14 protein-coding genes and 1 other RNA gene are annotated in these 17,092 nt (G+C 65.4%); 14 read left to right on the top strand and 1 reads right to left on the bottom strand.

Features of this window, described 5'->3' with window-relative positions; translation table 11 throughout:
- Window positions 1–468 precede the first annotated feature (468 nt).
- The 8 genes from ffs (at window position 469) to EVC45_RS07320 (ending at window position 9,234) form a co-directional block, all read left to right on the top strand.
- Window positions 469–567, top strand: an RNA gene (gene ffs, locus EVC45_RS07355) — signal recognition particle sRNA small type.
- Between the two features lie 180 nt (window positions 568–747).
- Entirely contained in the window at window positions 748–3,279 is a 2,532-nt protein-coding gene (locus tag EVC45_RS07350) for a DNA polymerase III subunit gamma/tau (RefSeq protein WP_129957359.1), read from the top strand.
- Window positions 3,280–3,352: 73 nt separating this feature from the next.
- Window positions 3,353–3,679, top strand: a complete 327-nt coding sequence (locus tag EVC45_RS07345; protein WP_027197578.1) for a YbaB/EbfC family nucleoid-associated protein — start codon at window positions 3,353–3,355, stop codon at window positions 3,677–3,679.
- Between the two features lie 222 nt (window positions 3,680–3,901).
- Complete coding sequence (recR, locus tag EVC45_RS07340) at window positions 3,902–4,498, top strand: recombination mediator RecR (RefSeq protein ID WP_018418135.1); 597 nt, start codon at window positions 3,902–3,904, stop codon at window positions 4,496–4,498.
- 453 nt (window positions 4,499–4,951) lie between these two features.
- A complete protein-coding gene (locus tag EVC45_RS07335) occupies window positions 4,952–6,193 on the top strand; it encodes a CaiB/BaiF CoA-transferase family protein (RefSeq protein ID WP_129957358.1) in 1,242 nt (413 codons plus the stop codon).
- A gap of 163 nt (window positions 6,194–6,356) precedes the next feature.
- Window positions 6,357–7,394, top strand: a complete 1,038-nt coding sequence (locus EVC45_RS07330; RefSeq protein ID WP_129957357.1) for an ABC transporter substrate-binding protein — start codon at window positions 6,357–6,359, stop codon at window positions 7,392–7,394.
- A gap of 130 nt (window positions 7,395–7,524) precedes the next feature.
- Complete coding sequence (locus EVC45_RS07325; protein ID WP_129957356.1) at window positions 7,525–8,337, top strand: ABC transporter ATP-binding protein; 813 nt, start codon at window positions 7,525–7,527, stop codon at window positions 8,335–8,337.
- Window positions 8,338–8,409: 72 nt separating this feature from the next.
- Window positions 8,410–9,234: an ABC transporter permease gene (locus EVC45_RS07320; RefSeq protein WP_129957355.1), complete on the top strand. Its 825-nt coding sequence runs from the start codon at window positions 8,410–8,412 to the stop codon at window positions 9,232–9,234.
- Window positions 9,235–9,310: 76 nt separating this feature from the next.
- Here EVC45_RS07320 and EVC45_RS07315 read toward each other — a convergent pair whose 3' ends face one another.
- Window positions 9,311–10,285 (bottom strand): NADPH:quinone oxidoreductase family protein, encoded by a 975-nt coding sequence (locus EVC45_RS07315; protein WP_129957354.1) that lies wholly within the window; start codon window positions 10,283–10,285, stop codon window positions 9,311–9,313.
- A gap of 343 nt (window positions 10,286–10,628) precedes the next feature.
- Between EVC45_RS07315 and surE the strand changes: the two genes are divergently transcribed.
- From surE to rlmD, 6 genes are all read left to right on the top strand, one after another.
- Window positions 10,629–11,387 (top strand): 5'/3'-nucleotidase SurE, encoded by a 759-nt coding sequence (surE, locus tag EVC45_RS07310; protein ID WP_129957353.1) that lies wholly within the window; start codon window positions 10,629–10,631, stop codon window positions 11,385–11,387.
- The gene (locus EVC45_RS07305; protein ID WP_129957352.1) at window positions 11,384–12,595 is read left to right on the top strand and encodes a protein-L-isoaspartate(D-aspartate) O-methyltransferase; all 1,212 of its coding nucleotides are present in this window, start codon (window positions 11,384–11,386) and stop codon (window positions 12,593–12,595) included. The genes surE and EVC45_RS07305 overlap by 4 nt, the downstream gene beginning before the upstream one ends.
- 5 nt (window positions 12,596–12,600) lie before the next feature.
- Window positions 12,601–13,551 carry a peptidoglycan DD-metalloendopeptidase family protein gene (locus EVC45_RS07300; RefSeq protein ID WP_129957351.1) on the top strand — a complete coding sequence of 317 codons (951 nt, stop codon included), beginning with the start codon at window positions 12,601–12,603 and terminating at the stop codon, window positions 13,549–13,551.
- A gap of 11 nt (window positions 13,552–13,562) precedes the next feature.
- A complete protein-coding gene (gene rpoS, locus EVC45_RS07295) occupies window positions 13,563–14,651 on the top strand; it encodes an RNA polymerase sigma factor RpoS (protein WP_129957350.1) in 1,089 nt (362 codons plus the stop codon).
- Window positions 14,652–14,655: 4 nt separating this feature from the next.
- Window positions 14,656–15,432 (top strand): 3'-5' exonuclease, encoded by a 777-nt coding sequence (locus tag EVC45_RS07290; RefSeq protein ID WP_129957349.1) that lies wholly within the window; start codon window positions 14,656–14,658, stop codon window positions 15,430–15,432.
- Window positions 15,433–15,597: 165 nt separating this feature from the next.
- Window positions 15,598–17,028 (top strand): 23S rRNA (uracil(1939)-C(5))-methyltransferase RlmD, encoded by a 1,431-nt coding sequence (gene rlmD, locus EVC45_RS07285; protein ID WP_129957348.1) that lies wholly within the window; start codon window positions 15,598–15,600, stop codon window positions 17,026–17,028.
- Window positions 17,029–17,092 lie beyond the last annotated feature (64 nt).

Here is a 17,092-nt window from a genome sequence, read left to right as displayed (position 1 = left end):
GCCACGATACGTCAAAAACCGGGAAATTTTCCGTTCGCTTTGCCGCATCCGGAGACTTGCCGCGCATGCCTGTGAAAATCAGAAAACCGTCTGAAAAAACGCCGGATTTTCACGGAATGCGCGGAAAGAGACGCGTATGCGGGTCTTTCAACTGGCAGTGTAGCTTAATTCGCTATGCGTTGCCGATGGCGATAGTACTCATTAGGGCAGTGGGGCTAATGGGCCGTCGCCGCGGCGTCGGCCGGTTTCTGCGGCTCACTGATACCGCGTTGCGATCTAAATGGTGGCGGGCGCGGCGAACTCAAGGGACGTGCGTGACGGGCCGTCGCCGAGGGTGGCCGGGAGGTTGTCGTACGGCGTGTATGATGCGGGCGCAAACAGTGTGAGGCCGTTCGAAGCGGCGCGTCGTTCGCGTTTTGTTCGTATCAACAGTCGCACAATGCGCGCGGCAATGATAGAATCTTTCGTGACGGGCCTCCTCGCATGGAGGGATGGTCAACCTGGTCAGGTCGGGAACGAAGCAGCCACAGCCGTTTTCCACCAGTGCCGAGGGTCGGGCTCGTCACCTTCCTTTGTTTTTTCTCCGCGGCCGTTTTCACGGATTCTCCGCAAAATCTCCACAGTCATTCCCAGCTTTCGTATTGATCGTTCGCCGTGTTCGGACGGAGCGTCGTCGTGGCCGTGTCACGCGTTCGAGGACCGTTCCGAATCGGTTTTGCGCGCCATTGTTACTGATACAATTTCCGGATGACCTATCAAGTTCTCGCACGCAAATGGCGGCCGAAGGATTTCGCTTCGCTCGTCGGACAGGAGCACGTGGTGCGCGCGCTCACCCATGCGCTCGACGGCGGCCGTCTGCACCATGCCTATTTGTTTACAGGTACGCGCGGCGTCGGCAAAACCACGCTGTCGCGCATCTTCGCGAAGGCGCTCAATTGCGAGACCGGCGTCACGTCGACACCGTGCGGCGTGTGCCGGGCGTGTCGGGAGATCGACGAAGGGCGCTTCGTCGATTACGTCGAGATGGACGCGGCGAGTAATCGCGGCGTCGATGAAATGGCCGCGCTGCTCGAGCGCGCGGTGTACGCGCCCGTAGATGCGCGCTTCAAGGTCTACATGATCGACGAAGTGCACATGCTGACGAACCACGCGTTCAACGCGATGCTGAAGACGCTCGAAGAGCCGCCGCCGCACGTCAAGTTCATTCTTGCGACCACCGACCCGCAGAAGATTCCGGTCACCGTGCTGTCGCGCTGTCTGCAGTTCAATCTGAAGCAGATGCCGGCCGGCCATATCGTGTCGCATCTCGAACGCATTCTGGGCGATGAGAACGTGCCGCACGAGGCGCAGGCGTTGCGCCTGCTCGCGCGCGCGGCCGACGGTTCGATGCGCGACGCGCTATCGCTGACCGATCAGGCGATCGCCTATTCGGCGAACCAGGTCAGCGAAGACGCGGTGCGCGGCATGCTCGGCGCACTCGACCAAAGCTATCTGATCCGCTTGCTCGACGCGCTCGCGCAGGGCGACGGTGCGGCGGTGCTGGCGGTCGCCGACGAGATGGCCTTGCGCAGCCTGTCGTTTTCGACGGCGCTGCAGGATCTGGCGAGCCTGCTGCATCGGATCGCGTGGGCGCAGTTCGCGCCTTCGTCGGTGCTCGACGAATGGCCGGAGGCCGCCGATCTGCGCCGCTTCGCCGACGCGTTGAGCGCCGAGCAGGTACAGCTGTTCTATCAGATCGCGACGATCGGTCGAAGCGAACTGGGCCTCGCACCCGACGAATACGCGGGCTTCACGATGACGCTGCTGCGCATGCTCGCGTTCGAGCCGGCGCCGACAGGCGGCGGTGGGGGAGCGGCGGGAGCCGCCGGCACGCAAGCCGGTGCGCCCGGCGCGGGCGCCGGTGCGAAGCGTTCTGGCGCACCGACGGTCGCGGCGCTGCGCGCGTTGTCGCCTTCGTCCGTGACGGCCATGGCAGCCGCTGCGCCGGCTCGTGGACCTCAGGTTGGCGTGGCCGGCGAGGAGCAGGGCGATGCAATGAAACCCACCGCGCCCGTTGCAAAGCCGATCGCGAAACCCGCAGCCGACACCGCTCAAGCTGAAGCAGCGCCGCAATCGGTTGATGGCCAAGCTGCTCGCGCGCCGGACGCGCCCGTTGCGACGGCCCGCCCTTTGGCGCCGTGGGAAGACGCGCCAGCGGATGCCGGCGCCACGATCGCCCCTTCGAGCGCGTCGGTCTCGAACGAAGTTTCCGACATCTCACCTTCATCCGCACCGAGCGCGTTTGCAACTGCCGCGCTTACTCGCGCGGAAGAGGCGACGTCACCGGAACCGGAAGCCCGGCAGGACTTGGCGGCGCGCGCTTCACCTGCGGCACCCGCAGCCGACGACTCCGCGCCGCGTCGCGCGGGCGGCGCGAGCGCCGCGCTCGACGTGCTGCGCAACGCCGGCATGAAAGTATCGTCCGACCGTGGCCGCGCCAACCCGGCGGCCGCGAAGCCGGCCGCGCCCGCCACCCCGAAGCCGGCCGCGCCGCGGGTGGTCGTGCCGACGCCCGGTGCGCCGCGCCATGCGTCGCAGGACGCCGCCGCGCAGGCTGCGCCCGCTCGCCATGCAAGCAGCGGCGCCAGCGGCAACGCGCAACAGAACAGCCCGTCGATTCCACCATGGGACGACATGCCGCCCGACGACTACATGCCGCTGTCGGCCGCGGACGACGCCTACTTCATTCCGCCAGACGAGAACTTCGTGCCGGTGTTCGACCACGGCCCCGACGATGTCCGCATGGACGCCCCGGCCGGGCAGGCCGCCGCGCCCGCTCCGGTCGTCGATACGCGCCCGCTGCCGCCCGCGGTGCCGCTCGATCCGCTCGGTTTCACCGGCGACTGGCCCGCGCTCGCCGTCGATCTGCCGCTGAAGGGCATCTCCTACCAGCTTGCGTTCAACAGCGAACTGATGGCGCTCGAAGGCAGCACGCTGAAGCTCAACGTGCCGGTGCCGCAGTACGCGGAAGCGTCGCAGGTCGCTAAACTGAAGGCGGCGCTCGTCGAGCGGCTCGGCCAGAACGTCGACGTGCAGGTCGAAGTCGGCGCGGCGCGCCGTACCGCTGCCGCACACGACGCGAAGCTGCGCGCGCAGCGCCAGCAGGAAGCCGAGCGCGAGATCAGCGCCGATCCGTTCGTGCAGTCGCTGATTCGCGAGTTCGGCGCGAGCATCGTGCCGGGCTCGATCCGCCCGATTACCCCGGACGCCGCCCCGAACGGCGCGTCGCCGGCCCACTGATCCATCGTTCGCGGCGTCGTCGCAGCGCGGCGCCGGAATGCCAGATTTCACGCTATCTAGAAGGAGCACGTCCATGATGAAAGGCCAACTCGCCGGGCTGATGAAGCAAGCCCAGCAGATGCAGGAAAACATGAAGAAGATGCAGGAGCAACTCGCGCTGATCGAAGTCGAGGGGCAGTCGGGTGCCGGTCTCGTCAAGGTGACGATGACCTGCAAGAACGACGTGCGCCGTGTGTCGATCGACCCGAGCCTGCTCGCCGACGACAAGGACATGCTCGAAGATCTGGTCGCCGCCGCGTTCAACGACGCCGTGCGCAAGGCCGAGGCGACCGCGCAGGAAAAGATGGGCGGCATGACCGCCGGCCTGCCGCTGCCGCCGGGCTTCAAGCTGCCGTTCTGAACCTGCTCTGCCTGGGAGCGCGCTGAAGCGGGTGAGCGTCGCAGCGGTTGGTTGCTGCGGTGCGACAGCAAACGCTCGCCGCCGCGCGCAGGCCGGAAACATCGAACCCACGGCCGCGTGTGAAAGCGCGATCATGGCGCGAAAGCGCGGCCGGGTTCGAGCATCACCCCCGCCTTCCAATTCGCCCACCCGGGCATTACACCCACGTCGACGCCGATCCGCATGAAACAACCTTCCGCCCTGTCGGCGCTCGTCGAAGCGCTGCGCGCGCTGCCCGGTGTCGGGCCGAAGTCCGCGCAACGCATGGCGTATCACCTGATGCAGCACGATCGCGAAGGCGCCGAAAAGCTCGGCCGCTCGCTGCTGTTCGCGACCGAGCATCTGCGTCACTGCGAAAAGTGCAACACGTTTACCGAAGCGCAGATCTGCGAGGTCTGCCTCGATGAGGAGCGCGATCCGTCGCTGCTGTGCGTCGTCGAAACGCCGGCCGACCAGATCATGCTCGAACAGACGATGACCTATCGCGGCCTCTATTTCGTGCTGATGGGGCGGTTGAGTCCGCTCGACGGCATCGGCCCGAAGGAAATCCATTTCGACCGGCTGGTGAAGCGCGCGTCGGATGGTGTCGTCAAGGAAGTCGTGCTGGCCACCAACTTCACCAACGAAGGCGAGGCCACCGCGCATTACCTCGGGCAGACGCTGAAGGCGCGCGGTCTGGCCGTCACACGTCTCGCGCGCGGCGTGCCGGTGGGCGGCGAGCTCGAATATGTCGACGCGGGCACGATCGCGCGCGCGATGCTCGACCGTCGATCGATGTAGCCACGCGGCCGCCGTTGGCCGCCGCGGTACCCGTCGAGGTGCGCGTCGCCGCAGGCGGTGGAGACCGTGCGCAAGACGATGCAGAACAATGCAACCAACTTGCAGGGGACCAGGGTAAGTGCCTTGCGCCAACTCTGGCCGAAAGCTTTGCATGGGATCGGAGTAAGCGCTAAAGCGCTAACTCCGGATCGACAGCTTTGCATGGGATCGGAGTAAGCGCTAAAGCGCTAACTCCGGATCGACAGCTTTGCATGGGATCGGAGTAAGCGCTAAAGCGCTAACTCCGGATCGACAGCTTTGCATGGGATCGGAGTAAGCGCTAAAGCGCTAACTCCGGATCGACAGCTTTGCATGGGATCGGAGTAAGCGCTAAAGCGCTAACTCCGGATCGACAGCTTTGCATGGGATCGGAGTAAGCGCTGAAGCGCTAACTCCGATCGACAAAGGAGACACATGAGCGCTACCCCCGAATCAGCCGCCAGCGCCGCACCGCATGACGCGCGCGGTCCGCTCGCCGGCGTCAAGGTGCTGGAACTCGGCACGCTGATCGCCGGGCCGTTCGCCGCCCGTTTTCTAGGCGAATTCGGTGCCGACGTGATCAAGATCGAAGACCCCAAAGGCGGCGACCCGCTGCGCAAATGGCGCAAGCTGTATCCGGAAGTCGGCGGTACGTCGCTTTGGTGGGCCGTGCAGGCGCGCAACAAGAAGTCCGTCACGATCAACCTGAAAGCCGAAGAAGGCAAGCAGATCGTGCGGCGCCTCGCGAAAGATGCCGATATCGTCGTCGAGAATTTCCGGCCCGGTCTGCTCGAAAAGCTCGGACTCGGCTACGACGTGCTGTCCGCCGAAAACCCCGGCCTCGTGATGGTGCGTCTGTCCGGCTATGGCCAGACGGGCCCGTATCGCGACCGTCCCGGCTTCGGCGCGATCGCCGAGTCGATGGGCGGTCTGCGCCATATCACCGGCTATCCGGATCTGCCGCCGCCGCGCATCGGCATTTCGATCGGCGATTCGATCGCCGCGCTGCACGGTGTGATCGGCGCGCTGATGGCGCTGCATCACAAGCAGGTGAACGGCGGCAAGGGGCAGGTCGTCGACGTCGCGCTGTACGAGGCCGTCTTCAACATGATGGAGAGCGTGGTGCCCGAGTACGGCGTCTACGGCATGGTGCGCGAGCGCACCGGTGCGTCGCTGCCTGGCATCGTGCCGTCCAATACCTATCCGTGCCGCGACGGCAGCATCGTGATCGGCGGCAATAGCGATCCGATCTTCAGGCGTCTCATGATCGCGATCGAACGCGACGATCTTGCCAACGATCCGGCGCTCGCGCATAACGACGGCCGCGTGCCGCGCACCCAGGAAATCGACGCCGCGATCGCCGCCTGGCTGTCCACGCGCACGATCGACGAAGCACTCGCGGTGCTGAACGCGGCCGATGTACCGGTAGGCCGCATCTACAGCGTCGCCGATATGTTCACCGACCCGCAGTTCATCGCGCGGCAGATGATCCAGCGCTTCAAGTGGCAGGACGGCAAGGAAATCGCGCTGCCCACGGTCACGCCGAAGCTGTCGGCGACACCCGGCGAGACCCGCTGGCTGGGGCCGGAACTGGGTGAACATACCGATGAAGTCCTGCAATCGCTAGGTTATGATGCTGACGGCATCGCGAGGTTGCGGGCGCAACAGATCGTCTGATCCGCACGGCGCATCGTATAGAGAAGAACGCGAAAAGCGCGGCGCTGAGTCACGACTCGCGCTGCGCGACCGGTACGCCACAGACCGCGGCGAGGCACGTGCGCAACGGCGCGCACCCGGGCGGTCAAAAGCCGGACTACAAAAAATCTGGAGACAACGGACCATGCAACGCAGAACTTTCCTCGCCGGCGGTGCGGCGCTCGCGGGCGCCTCGCTCGCGGCCACACCGTTCGCTTTCGCGCAGGGCAAACCGGAGACCACCAAGGTTGCCATCGCGGTCGGCGGCAAGAACCTGTTCTACTACCTGCCGCTGACCATCGCCGAGCGCCGCAACTACTTCAAGGACGAAGGGCTCGAAGTCGAGATTTCCGACTTCGCGGGCGGCTCGCAGGCGTTGAAGGCGGCAGTCGGCGGTAGCGCGGACGTGGTCTCCGGCGCGTTCGAGCACACGCTGCTGTTGCAGGCGCAAAAGCAGATGTTCCGCGAATTCGTGCTGCAGGGACGCGCGCCGCAGATCGTGCTCGCGGTGTCGAAGAAGACGATGCCGAACTTCAAGTCGATCGCCGATCTGAAGGGCAAGAAGATCGGCGTGACCGCCCCGGGTTCGTCGACGTCGATCATGGCGAGCTTCGTGCTCGCCAAGGCGGGGTTGAGTCCGAAGGACGTCGCGTTCATCGGCGTGGGCGCGGGTGCCGGCGCGATCGCCGCGCTGCAGTCCGGGCAGATCGACGCGATCGCCAATCTCGATCCGGTCGTCACGCGGCTCGAACGCGCCGGCGACGTGCGCGTCGTGTCGGATACGCGCACGCTCGCCGATACCCACACGGTGTTCGGCGGCGACATGCCGGCGGGCTGCCTGTACGCGTCGCAGTCGTTCATCACGAAGAACCCGAACACCACGCAGGCGCTGACCAATGCGATGGTGCGCGCGCTCAAGTGGCTGCAGAACGCGAGCGGCAGCGAACTGATCAACACGGTGCCGGAGAGCTATCTGCTCGGCGACCGCGCGCTCTATCTCGACGCGTGGGCGCACGTGCGCGAAGCGATGTCACCCGACGGCCTGATGCCCGCCGACGGTCCCGCGACGTCGCTGAAGACGCTGAAGGCGTTCGATCCGTTGATCCAGAACGCGCAGATCGATCTGTCGAAGACGTGGACCAACGACTTCGTGAAGAAGGCGCTGACGACCGTCAAGGCGTAAGCCAGGCGGCGCGCGCATAGGCTTACCGAACAGGACGTGGACAGGCCGATTCGCTTCGTCCACGCCCGCCGCCCGCAGCGTCACGCCGCGACAACTCCCCGCAAACCCGATCCCCGAAGCGAGCCAAACGATGACCGTTGCTGCCCTGGCGCTCGAAAACATCACCTGCACGTTCGCTGCGCGCGACGACCGCGCGCAGCGCTACACGGCGGTCAAGGACACGACGCTGCGTATCGAGCCGGGCGAGTTCGTGTCGGTGGTCGGCCCGACCGGCTGCGGCAAGTCCACGCTGCTGAACATCGGCGCGGGGCTGCTACAGCCGTCCACGGGTGGCGTCAGCGTGTTCGGCGAAAAGCTCAGCGGCCTGAATCGCCGCGCGGGCTACATGTTCCAGGCCGATGCGCTGATGCCGTGGCGCTCGGCGCTCGACAACGTGATGGCCGGCCTGTCGTTTCACGGCGTGCCGGCTTCGGACGCGCGCGCGAAGGCCGAGGAGTGGTTGAAGCGCGTCGGTCTCGGCGGTTTCGGCGACCGTTATCCGCATCAGCTGTCCGGCGGCATGCGCAAGCGCGTCGCGATGGCGCAGACGCTGATACTCGATCCCGACATCATCCTGATGGATGAGCCGTTTTCCGCGCTGGATATTCAAACGCGGCAGCTGATGGAAAACGAGCTGCTCGATCTATGGGCCGCGAAGCGCAAGGCAGTGCTGTTCATCACGCACGATCTCGACGAAGCGATCGCGATGTCGGATCGCGTGGTGGTACTCTCGGCCGGGCCCGCCACGCATCCGATCGGCGAGTTCCGGATCGATCTGCCGCGGCCGCGCGATGTCGCCGAAATCCGCTCGCATCCGCGCTTCGTCGAATTGCACGCGCAGATCTGGGGTGTGCTGCGCGATGAGGTGCTCAAGGGGTATCAGCAGCAACTGACCGCCGTTTAAGGGTGCCGCGCATGCCTGCATGCGCATCAAAAAAGAAGACGTGTTCAATAATCGTCCAAGGCAAACCAAGTCATGTGGAAGACGTTGCGCCCGAGTCGGGCGAATCTGGTGATCTGGCAGTGGCTGCTGCTCGTGCTGTGCTTCGTGCTGTGGTACGTGCTGACGAGCCCGACGCTGTTGCCGCCGTTCTATTTCGACGATCCGAACAAGGCCGCGTTCTTCTTCGGCGAGCCGCAGAAAGTGCTGCAGCGGATCTGGGAGTGGTTCACGGGCGGCGAGATCTATCTGCATCTGTGGATCACGCTCGTCGAGACCGTGCTCGCGTTCGTGTTCGGCACCGCGATCGGACTCGGCGTCGGCCTGTGGCTCGCGCTCGCGCCGACCGCGAGCGCGCTGTTCGATCCGTACGTGAAGGCCGCGAACTCGATGCCGCGCGTGATTCTCGCGCCGATCTTCGGCGTGTGGTTCGGCCTCGGCATCTGGTCGAAGGTCGCGCTCGGCGTCACGCTGGTGTTCTTCATCGTGTTCTTCAACGTCTATCAGGGCGTGAAGGAAGTGAGCCCGGTCGTGCTCGCGAACGCGCGCATGCTCGGCGCGAACCGCAAACAGCTGCTGCGTTTCGTCTATTTGCCGAGCGCGATGAGTTGGGTGTTTTCGAGCCTGCATACATCGGTGGGGCTCGCGTTCGTCGGCTCGGTGGTGGGCGAGTATCTGGGCTCGGCGCGCGGGGTCGGCTATCTGATCCTGCAAGCCGAAGGCACCTTCGACATCAACACCGTGTTCGCGGGGATTCTGGTGTTGACCGCATTCGCGCTGGTTCTCGATGCGATCGTCGGAATGGCGGAGCGGCGCTTGATGAAGTGGCAGCCGCGCAGCGGAGAGACGGAGAAGCTGTAAGGGTAGATCGCACGCGGCGCGGCGCCCGAAATCGCCTTCGGGCGCCGCGCCGTTTTCGATGCGGCCTGACCGGTTGCTACGGTGTGGTCACCACCTTGCCGATCACACGGCGCTCGGCCATGTCGCGCAACGCGCGGCCGGTGTCGTCGAGCGAATAGCGGGCGGACACGTAGGGCTTGAGCTTGCCTTCGCGAATCCAGCCGGTCATCTGCTCGAATGCCGCGCGATTGCGCTGCGGCTCACGCCTGGCGAAGTCGCCCCAGAACACGCCGACCACGCTCGCGCCCTTGAGCAGCATCAGGTTCAGCGGCAGCTTCGGGATCTCGCCGTTGGCAAAGCCGACCACCAGATAACGCCCCCGCCAGCCGATGCTGCGAAACGCCGGCTCCGCATACATACCGCCGACCGGGTCGTAGATCACGTCCGGACCTTTGCCGTCGGTGAGCGCCTTGATGCGCTCGCGCAGATCCTCGGTGCTGTAGTTGATCGTCGCGTCCGCGCCGTGCTTCACGCAGGTCGCGAGCTTTTCATCGCTCGATGCCGCCGCGATCACGCGCGCGCCGAGCGCCTTGCCGATTTCGACCGCCGCGAGCCCGACGCCGCCCGCCGCACCGAGCACGAGCATCGTCTCGCCGGGCTGCAGCGCGCCGCGATCGACCACCGCGTGATGCGAGGTGCCATAAGCGAGCGTGAACGCGGCCGCGAGTTCGAACGACACGTCGTCGTCGAGCGGCACGCAGGCCGCAGCGGGCGCGAGCGCCTGCTGGGCGAAGCCGCCGGAGCCGGTGAACGCGGCCACGCGCGAGCCGGGCCTGAATTGCGTGACGCCTTCGCCCACCGCGCGCACGATGCCCGCGGCCTCCGAGCCCGGCGTGAACGGCAGCGGCGGCTTGAACTGGTATTTGTTCTCGATGATCAGCACGTCGGGAAAATTGACGGCCGCGGCCTTCACGTCGATCACCACGTGGCCGGGCGGTGGTTCGAGATCCGGCAGGTCGTCGACGGTCAGGCTTTCGGGCGGCCCATATTGCTTGCAGCGAATCGCGCGCATCGTGTCTCCGTATCGTTCAGGGTTCGCAATGTTTTCGAGTGTAAAGCAAAGCGCACGACCGTGCGATTTATTGCGCTGCAGGTTAGAGCGTGCAGCGCGCTTTTGATGCGGCGCACGCGCGTGGTCGCGCAAGCCGTATTGCATCGCACAGCGAAGCACGCACCGGATGCCGATTCATCGACGCGCGCACACGCCGGCGCGTTCAATGCAAAGCAGCATCTTTGCGATCGACACAAGCATCTGCGCGCGGGAAAAACACCGGCTCGCGCGACGCTTGTGTTTGCCAAGCGGACACGCTGACCGTGTCGTTCGCGTGCCATCTTTCCTCGGTTACAATCGGCGCATGCGAATCCTACTCAGCAACGACGACGGTTATCTGGCGCCGGGCCTCGCCGCGCTTTATGAAGCGCTGAAGCCGATCGCCGACGTCACCGTGATGGCTCCCGAACAGAACTGCAGCGCCGCGTCGAATTCCCTGACGCTGTGGCGGCCGCTCTCGGTTCTGCGCTCGGCGAACGGTTTCTACTACGTGAACGGCACGCCGACCGACTCGGTGCACATCGCACTAACCGGCATGCTCGACCATACACCGGACCTCGTCGTCTCGGGTATCAACAACGGCCAGAACATGGGCGACGACACGCTGTATTCCGGCACCGTCGCGGCCGCCACCGAAGGCATCATGTTCGGCGTGCCGGCCATCGCGTTTTCGCTCGTCGACAAGGACTGGGTGCATCTCGAAGACGCGGCGCGCGTTGCCGCCGAAATCGTCGCGCATTATCTCGAGCGGCCGTTGCCGGGGCATCCGCTGCTGAACGTCAATATTCCTAACCTGCCGTACGACCAACTGCGCGACTGGCAGATCACGCGACTCGGCAAACGTCATCCGTCGCAGCCGGTGATCCGCCAGACTAATCCGCGTGGTGAGCCGATCTACTGGATCGGCCCGTCGGGCCAGGCGCGCGACGCGAGCGAAGGCACGGACTTCCACGCGGTCGCAAACGGCGCCGTGTCGATCACGCCGCTGCAGCTCGATCTGACCTACACGCAAATGCTGCCCGCGGCGCGCGACTGGCTGCGCGCCGGGAGCGGCACTTCATGACCGGCGAGCGCGCAAAGCGCTTTCCGCTGGGTCTCGAGGACCTGGTGCGTGAACCGCGCCGGCCCGAGGGACGTCCGGGTGAGATGCGCGCGGCGGCGCTCGCGGCGAGCGCGGCGCTGAATGCGCGGCAGCAGTCGGTTAAACCGACCCAGGGCGGCGCGGCCGCGCGGGCGCAAGCGAGAACTTCCGCGGCTGCACAAGCGACGCCGGCGCCGCGACCCCAGGTGATTCCCCAGGCGAAGACGCACAGCGCTTCGTCGGGCATGCCGACCGGCGCCGGCGGTGCGATGCCGCCAAAGCCGCAGGCCGCGCCGGTCGGAAAGACGTCGGCGAACTCGTTGGCTGCCGCATTGGCGGGGCAGCCTGTCAAGCAAGCACCGAAGTCGTCGGTCAAGCCAGGCAAAACCGCGTCGCATGCGACTGGACACAGCGCACGCCCGACGCCGTCGCCACTTCAGTCGCAGGCGCAGCAGAGCGCGAAACCCACGCCGAACGCGGCGCTAGCCGGAGCAATGAGCGGCGCATTCGGCGGTGCAAGCAGCGGCGCGATGAACAACGCTCTCGCGCTGACCTCGGAACGGGTTCGCGAGCGCATGGTCGAACGCCTGCGAGCCAATGGCGTCAGCGATCAGCGTGTGCTGAATGCGATGGCGGCGGTGCCGCGCCACATGTTCGTCGATCCGGGTCTGGCGGCCCAGGCGTACGAAGATGCGGCGCTGCCGATCGGTCATCACCAGACTATCTCGAAGCCGTCGGTGGTCGCGCGAATGATCGAACTCGCGGCCGCCGGGCGCGCGCTGAACACCGTGCTCGAAATCGGCACCGGTTGCGGCTATCAGGCGGCCGTGCTGAGCCAGGTCGCGCGCGAGGTTTATTCGATTGAACGCATCAAGCCGCTGTCCGAGCGCGCGAAGACGAATCTTCGTCCGCTGCGCATTCCGAATATCCGGCTGCATTACGGCGACGGGCGGCTCGGTTTGCCGTCGGCGGCGCCGTTCGACGCGATCGTGATCGCGGCGGCCGGGCTCGACGTGCCGCAAGCATTGCTCGAGCAGCTTGCTATCGGCGGACGTCTGGTTGCGCCGGTCGGCTCGCAGGAAGGACAGAGCCAGGTGCTGACGCTGGTCGAGCGCCTCGGGCCCGCGCAGTGGCGCGAGTCGCGGCTTGATCGCGTTTTCTTTGTACCCTTAAAATCCGGAGTGATTTGACACCGATGAGTATGTTGCGCGCGATGCAGAGAACCACCCCGAATACCCCCCTGACCGTAACCCAGCGCAGCGTGTGCGTGCTCGCCTTGTCCCTGTTGATGACGGCTTGTGCATCCCGGCTCGACCAGGCGCCCGTCGTCGACCGCTCCGGCGGCGGCACGCTCGCCACCGCGCAAGGCGCGGCGCAACCGGCCGCGCCGCTCGGCCCGCCGCCGCCCGGCTACTATCGCGTGAAGCCGGGCGATACGCTGTATCGCATTGCACTCGAGAACGGCCAGAATTACCGCGACATCTCGACGTGGAATAACCTGACCAACCCGAATCAGATCGAAGTCGACCAGCTGCTGCGCGTCGTGCCGCCGGGTGCGAATACCGCGGCCATCACGCCGGGCGTGTCGACCGCGCCGATCGGCAGCACGGGCGCGGGGCAAAGCGCGCCGCTGAACAACAACGCGCCGGCCGTGGTCGGCGCCGCGATGCCGCCGCTCTATGGCGGTGCGACCAACGGCACGCCCGCGAATGGTGCGGTCGCTGCGCCTCCGGCCAATCCCTCTGCGGCGAGCGCCGATACCGGCAGCGCCGCTGCAGGCAACGTAGCATTTGCGTGGCCGGTGCGTGGTCCGCTGCTCAACACGTTCAACGACTCGACCAACAAGGGCGTCAATATCGGCGGGTCCGCGGGCGAGCCGGTCAAAGCGTCGGCCGATGGTCGCGTCGTCTATGCCGGAAATGGGCTGCGTGGTTACGGCAATCTCATTATCATCAAGCATGATGCAACTTATCTCACAGCGTATGCACACAACCGCGCTTTGATGGTAAAAGAGGGGGACGCGGTTACGAAAGGGCAGAAGATCGCAGAGATGGGCAATAGCGATTCCGACCGCGTGATGTTGCATTTCGAAGTTCGCCGACAGGGTAAACCAGTCGACCCACTGAAGTATTTGCCGCCGCAATAAGCGATACGACCATGCCGAAATCGAAGCGCCGCCCGCCGCAAGCCGAGTCTGAGACGATCAGCGAAGTCACGTCCGCCGCAGTGGACGAGAGCGGCGCTTCGGAAGTGGAAGAAGAGGTCGTCGAGGAGCGCGATCTCGACGAACGCCAGAGCGGCCTCGACGACAGCGAGGGCGCTGACGCGCGCGAAAGCAGCGGCGACGCGGTGCCCGACGCCGACGATTTCCGCGCGCTGCTGCAGGCCGAACTCACGGCCGACACGATTCAGCATTATCTAAATCGCATCAGCGTGAAACCGCTGCTCACCGTCGAGGAAGAGCAGAAATATTCGCGTCTTGCCAAGGCCGGCGAGTTCGAAGCGCGGCAGGTGATGATCGAGCGCAATCTGCGGCTGGTCGTCAGCATTGCCAAGGGTTATCTGAATCGCGGCGTGCCGCTGCTCGATCTGATCGAGGAGGGCAATCTCGGCCTGATGCACGCGATAGAAAAGTTCGATCCGACGCGCGGCTTCCGTTTTTCGACTTACGCAACCTGGTGGATCCGCCAGAGCATCGAGCGCGCGATCATGAACCAGGCGCGCACCGTACGGTTACCGGTGCATGTGATTCGTGAGCTGAACCAGGTGTTGCGCGCGAAGCGCCATCTGGAAAAGAACTCGATGAATTCGGGCGAAGCGGCCGAGCGCCGCGATGCGAGCATCGACGACATCGCCTATCTGACCGGCAAGACCACCGACGAAGTCACCGACATCCTCGCGCTGAATGAGCACACCGCGTCGCTCGACGCGCCGCTCGATCTCGACCCGGCGAGCAGTCTGCTCGATCTGCTGTCGGACGACCAGAGCCAGTCGCCTGACGCCGAGGTGCAGCATCGCGAGCTCGAGACGCTGACACGCGCGTGGCTCGCGCGTTTGTCGGACAAGCACCGCCATGTGATCGAGCGGCGCTTCGGGCTGAATCACATCGAGCCCGCCACGCTCGAGGAGCTGGCCGACGAAATGGGCCTCACGCGCGAGCGTGTGCGCCAGATCCAACAGGAAGCGCTGGTCCGGCTCAAGCGCTTCTTCGCCTCAAACGGTGTCCGCAAAGACGCCGTTCTCTGACCTGATGACACCGATTCTTGTTTTCGACATCGAGACGATTCCCGATGTCGCCGGCATCCGCCGTCTTGAAGATTTGCCCGCGTCGATGAGCGACGCCGAAGTCGCCGAGCACGCGTTCGCCGCGCGCCGCGAAAAAACCGGCAGCGATTTTCTGCCGCATCACCTGCAACGGGTGGCGGCGATTTCCTGCGTGTTCCGCGACAACAACGGCTTTCGCGTGCGCTCACTCGGCACCCCCGAGGACGGCGAGGCGACGCTCGTGCAGTCGTTCTATCGTGTGATCGAAAAGTACACGCCGCAACTGGTGTCGTGGAACGGCGGCGGTTTCGATCTGCCGGTGCTCAACTATCGCGCGCTCGTCAACGGCATTCCCGCCTACCGGTTCTGGGATCTCGGCGAGGACGACCGCGATTTCAAGTGGAACAACTACATCAGCCGCTACCACGCGCGCCACACCGACCTGATGGACGTGCTCGCGATGTACCAGGCGCGCGCGAACGCGCCGCTCGACGCGCTCGCCAAGATGTGCGGCTTCCCGGGCAAGATGGGCATGGACGGCAGTCAGGTGTGGCAGGCGTTCCAGCAAGGGCGCATCGAGGAAATCCGTAACTACTGCGAGACCGACGTCGTCAACACCTACCTGCTGTATTGCCGCTTTCAGCTGATGCGTGGCGGCTTTTCGCCGTCGGAGTATGCTGACGAAATCAATCTCGTGAAGAACGCGCTCGCGCTGGAAACCGCGCCGCAGTGGGCCGAGTATCTGGCGGCGTTCGGGCAGTAGGCTCGCGCGAGCAGGGCCTGAGCCTGGGTCTTCCGCGGGTCGCCGCGCCGCGAATCAGGCCGCGATCCGCGCGCTCTGCGGGCGTGGTCCGCACCGCATCGCAGGCAAGCCCGGCGCTTCGTCTACAATCTCGCCTTTCCCCACAGCTTGTCAGGAAGTCCGCAGGTGTCCCGAACTGCCCCCCAACGTCGCTCGCCGCGGCGCTCATCGAAGCACGCCAGGGCGCACGCCCCGGCGTCCGCGCCCGTCATTACCGGCAACGAACCGGTCATCGAAATCGTTTCGCTCGATATGGAAGCGCGCGGCGTGGGCCGCACCGCGAGCGAAGACGGCACGCCCGGCAAGGTCGTGTTTGTCGAAGGCGCGCTGCCGGGTGAGCTCGTCAGCTACTCGACGCATCGCAGCAAGCCGAAATTCGAGCAGGCCGAAGTCGTCCAGGTGTTCCGCGAAAGCGTGATCCGCACGACGCCGAAATGCACGTACTTCAACGTCTGCGGCGGCTGCTCGATGCAGCATCTCGACATGCGCGCGCAGGTGGCGGTCAAGCAGCGGGTGCTCGAGGACAACCTGCAGCATCTGGCGAAGCTGCGCCCGGAAACGGTGTTCCGGCCGATTCACGGGCCGTCCTGGGGTTATCGCTATCGCGCGCGGCTCGCGGTGCGCTTTCTGCCCGAGCGCGGCGGCATGCGCATCGGCTTTCACGAGAAGAAGAGCAGCTATATCGCCGACATGAAGACCTGCGAGGTGCTGCCTCCGCATGTATCGGCGATGCTGATGCCGCTGCGCTTCATGGTCCGCAAGCTGTCGATCTACGACCGCATGCCGCAGCTCGAACTCGCGGTCGGCTCGTCGGTCACGGCGCTCGTCGTGCGCAACCTCGAACCGCTGACGGAGGAGGACGAGCAGGTGCTGCGCGAGTTCGCCGACGAGCACAAAGTGCAGTTCTGGATCCAGCCGGGTGGTCCCGACACGGTCACGCCGCTTTATCCGCTCGACGTGCAGCTCGACTACACGCTGCCGGAATACGGCATCCGCATGCCGTTCAAGCCGACTGACTTCACCCAGGTCAATCACGCGATCAACCGTGTGCTGGTGAGCCGCGCGTTGCGTCTGCTGGCGCCCGCGCGCACGGACCGCGTGCTCGACCTGTTCTGCGGGATCGGCAACTTCACGCTGCCGCTCGCGCGAGTCTCGCGGGAAGTGGTCGGCATCGAGGGCAGCGAAGTGCTGACCCAGCGCGCGCTCGCGAACGCGGAGCTGAATGGCGTCGCGGGGCATACGTCGTTCGCGTGCCGCAACCTGTTCGAAGTCACCGCCGACGATCTGCGCGCGCTCGGTCACTTCGACAAGTTCCTGGTGGACCCGCCGCGCGAAGGGGCGCTCGCGATCGCGAAGGCGCTCGCGGAGATCGCGCAGAGCGGCGACGGGCCGCTGCCGAAGCGCATCGTCTACGTGTCGTGCGCGCCGGCCACGCTCGCGCGCGATGCCGGGCTGCTCGTGCACGAGGCCGGCTATCGGCTGGTGGGCGCGGGCGTCGTCAATATGTTCCCGCATACGTCGCACGTGGAATCGATTGCGCTGTTCGAGCGCGACTGAGTTTCGCGGCGCGCATAAACGAAAACGCCACGACCTGGGTCGTGGCGTTTTCGTTTCCGGACGA

Origin of the sequence: Paraburkholderia sp. UYCP14C, from assembly GCF_004197395.1 — a bacterium.
Lineage (GTDB): Bacteria > Pseudomonadota > Gammaproteobacteria > Burkholderiales > Burkholderiaceae > Paraburkholderia.
Note: the sequence above shows the minus strand (reverse complement) of the source record. Positions and strands in the feature narration are given on the sequence as shown.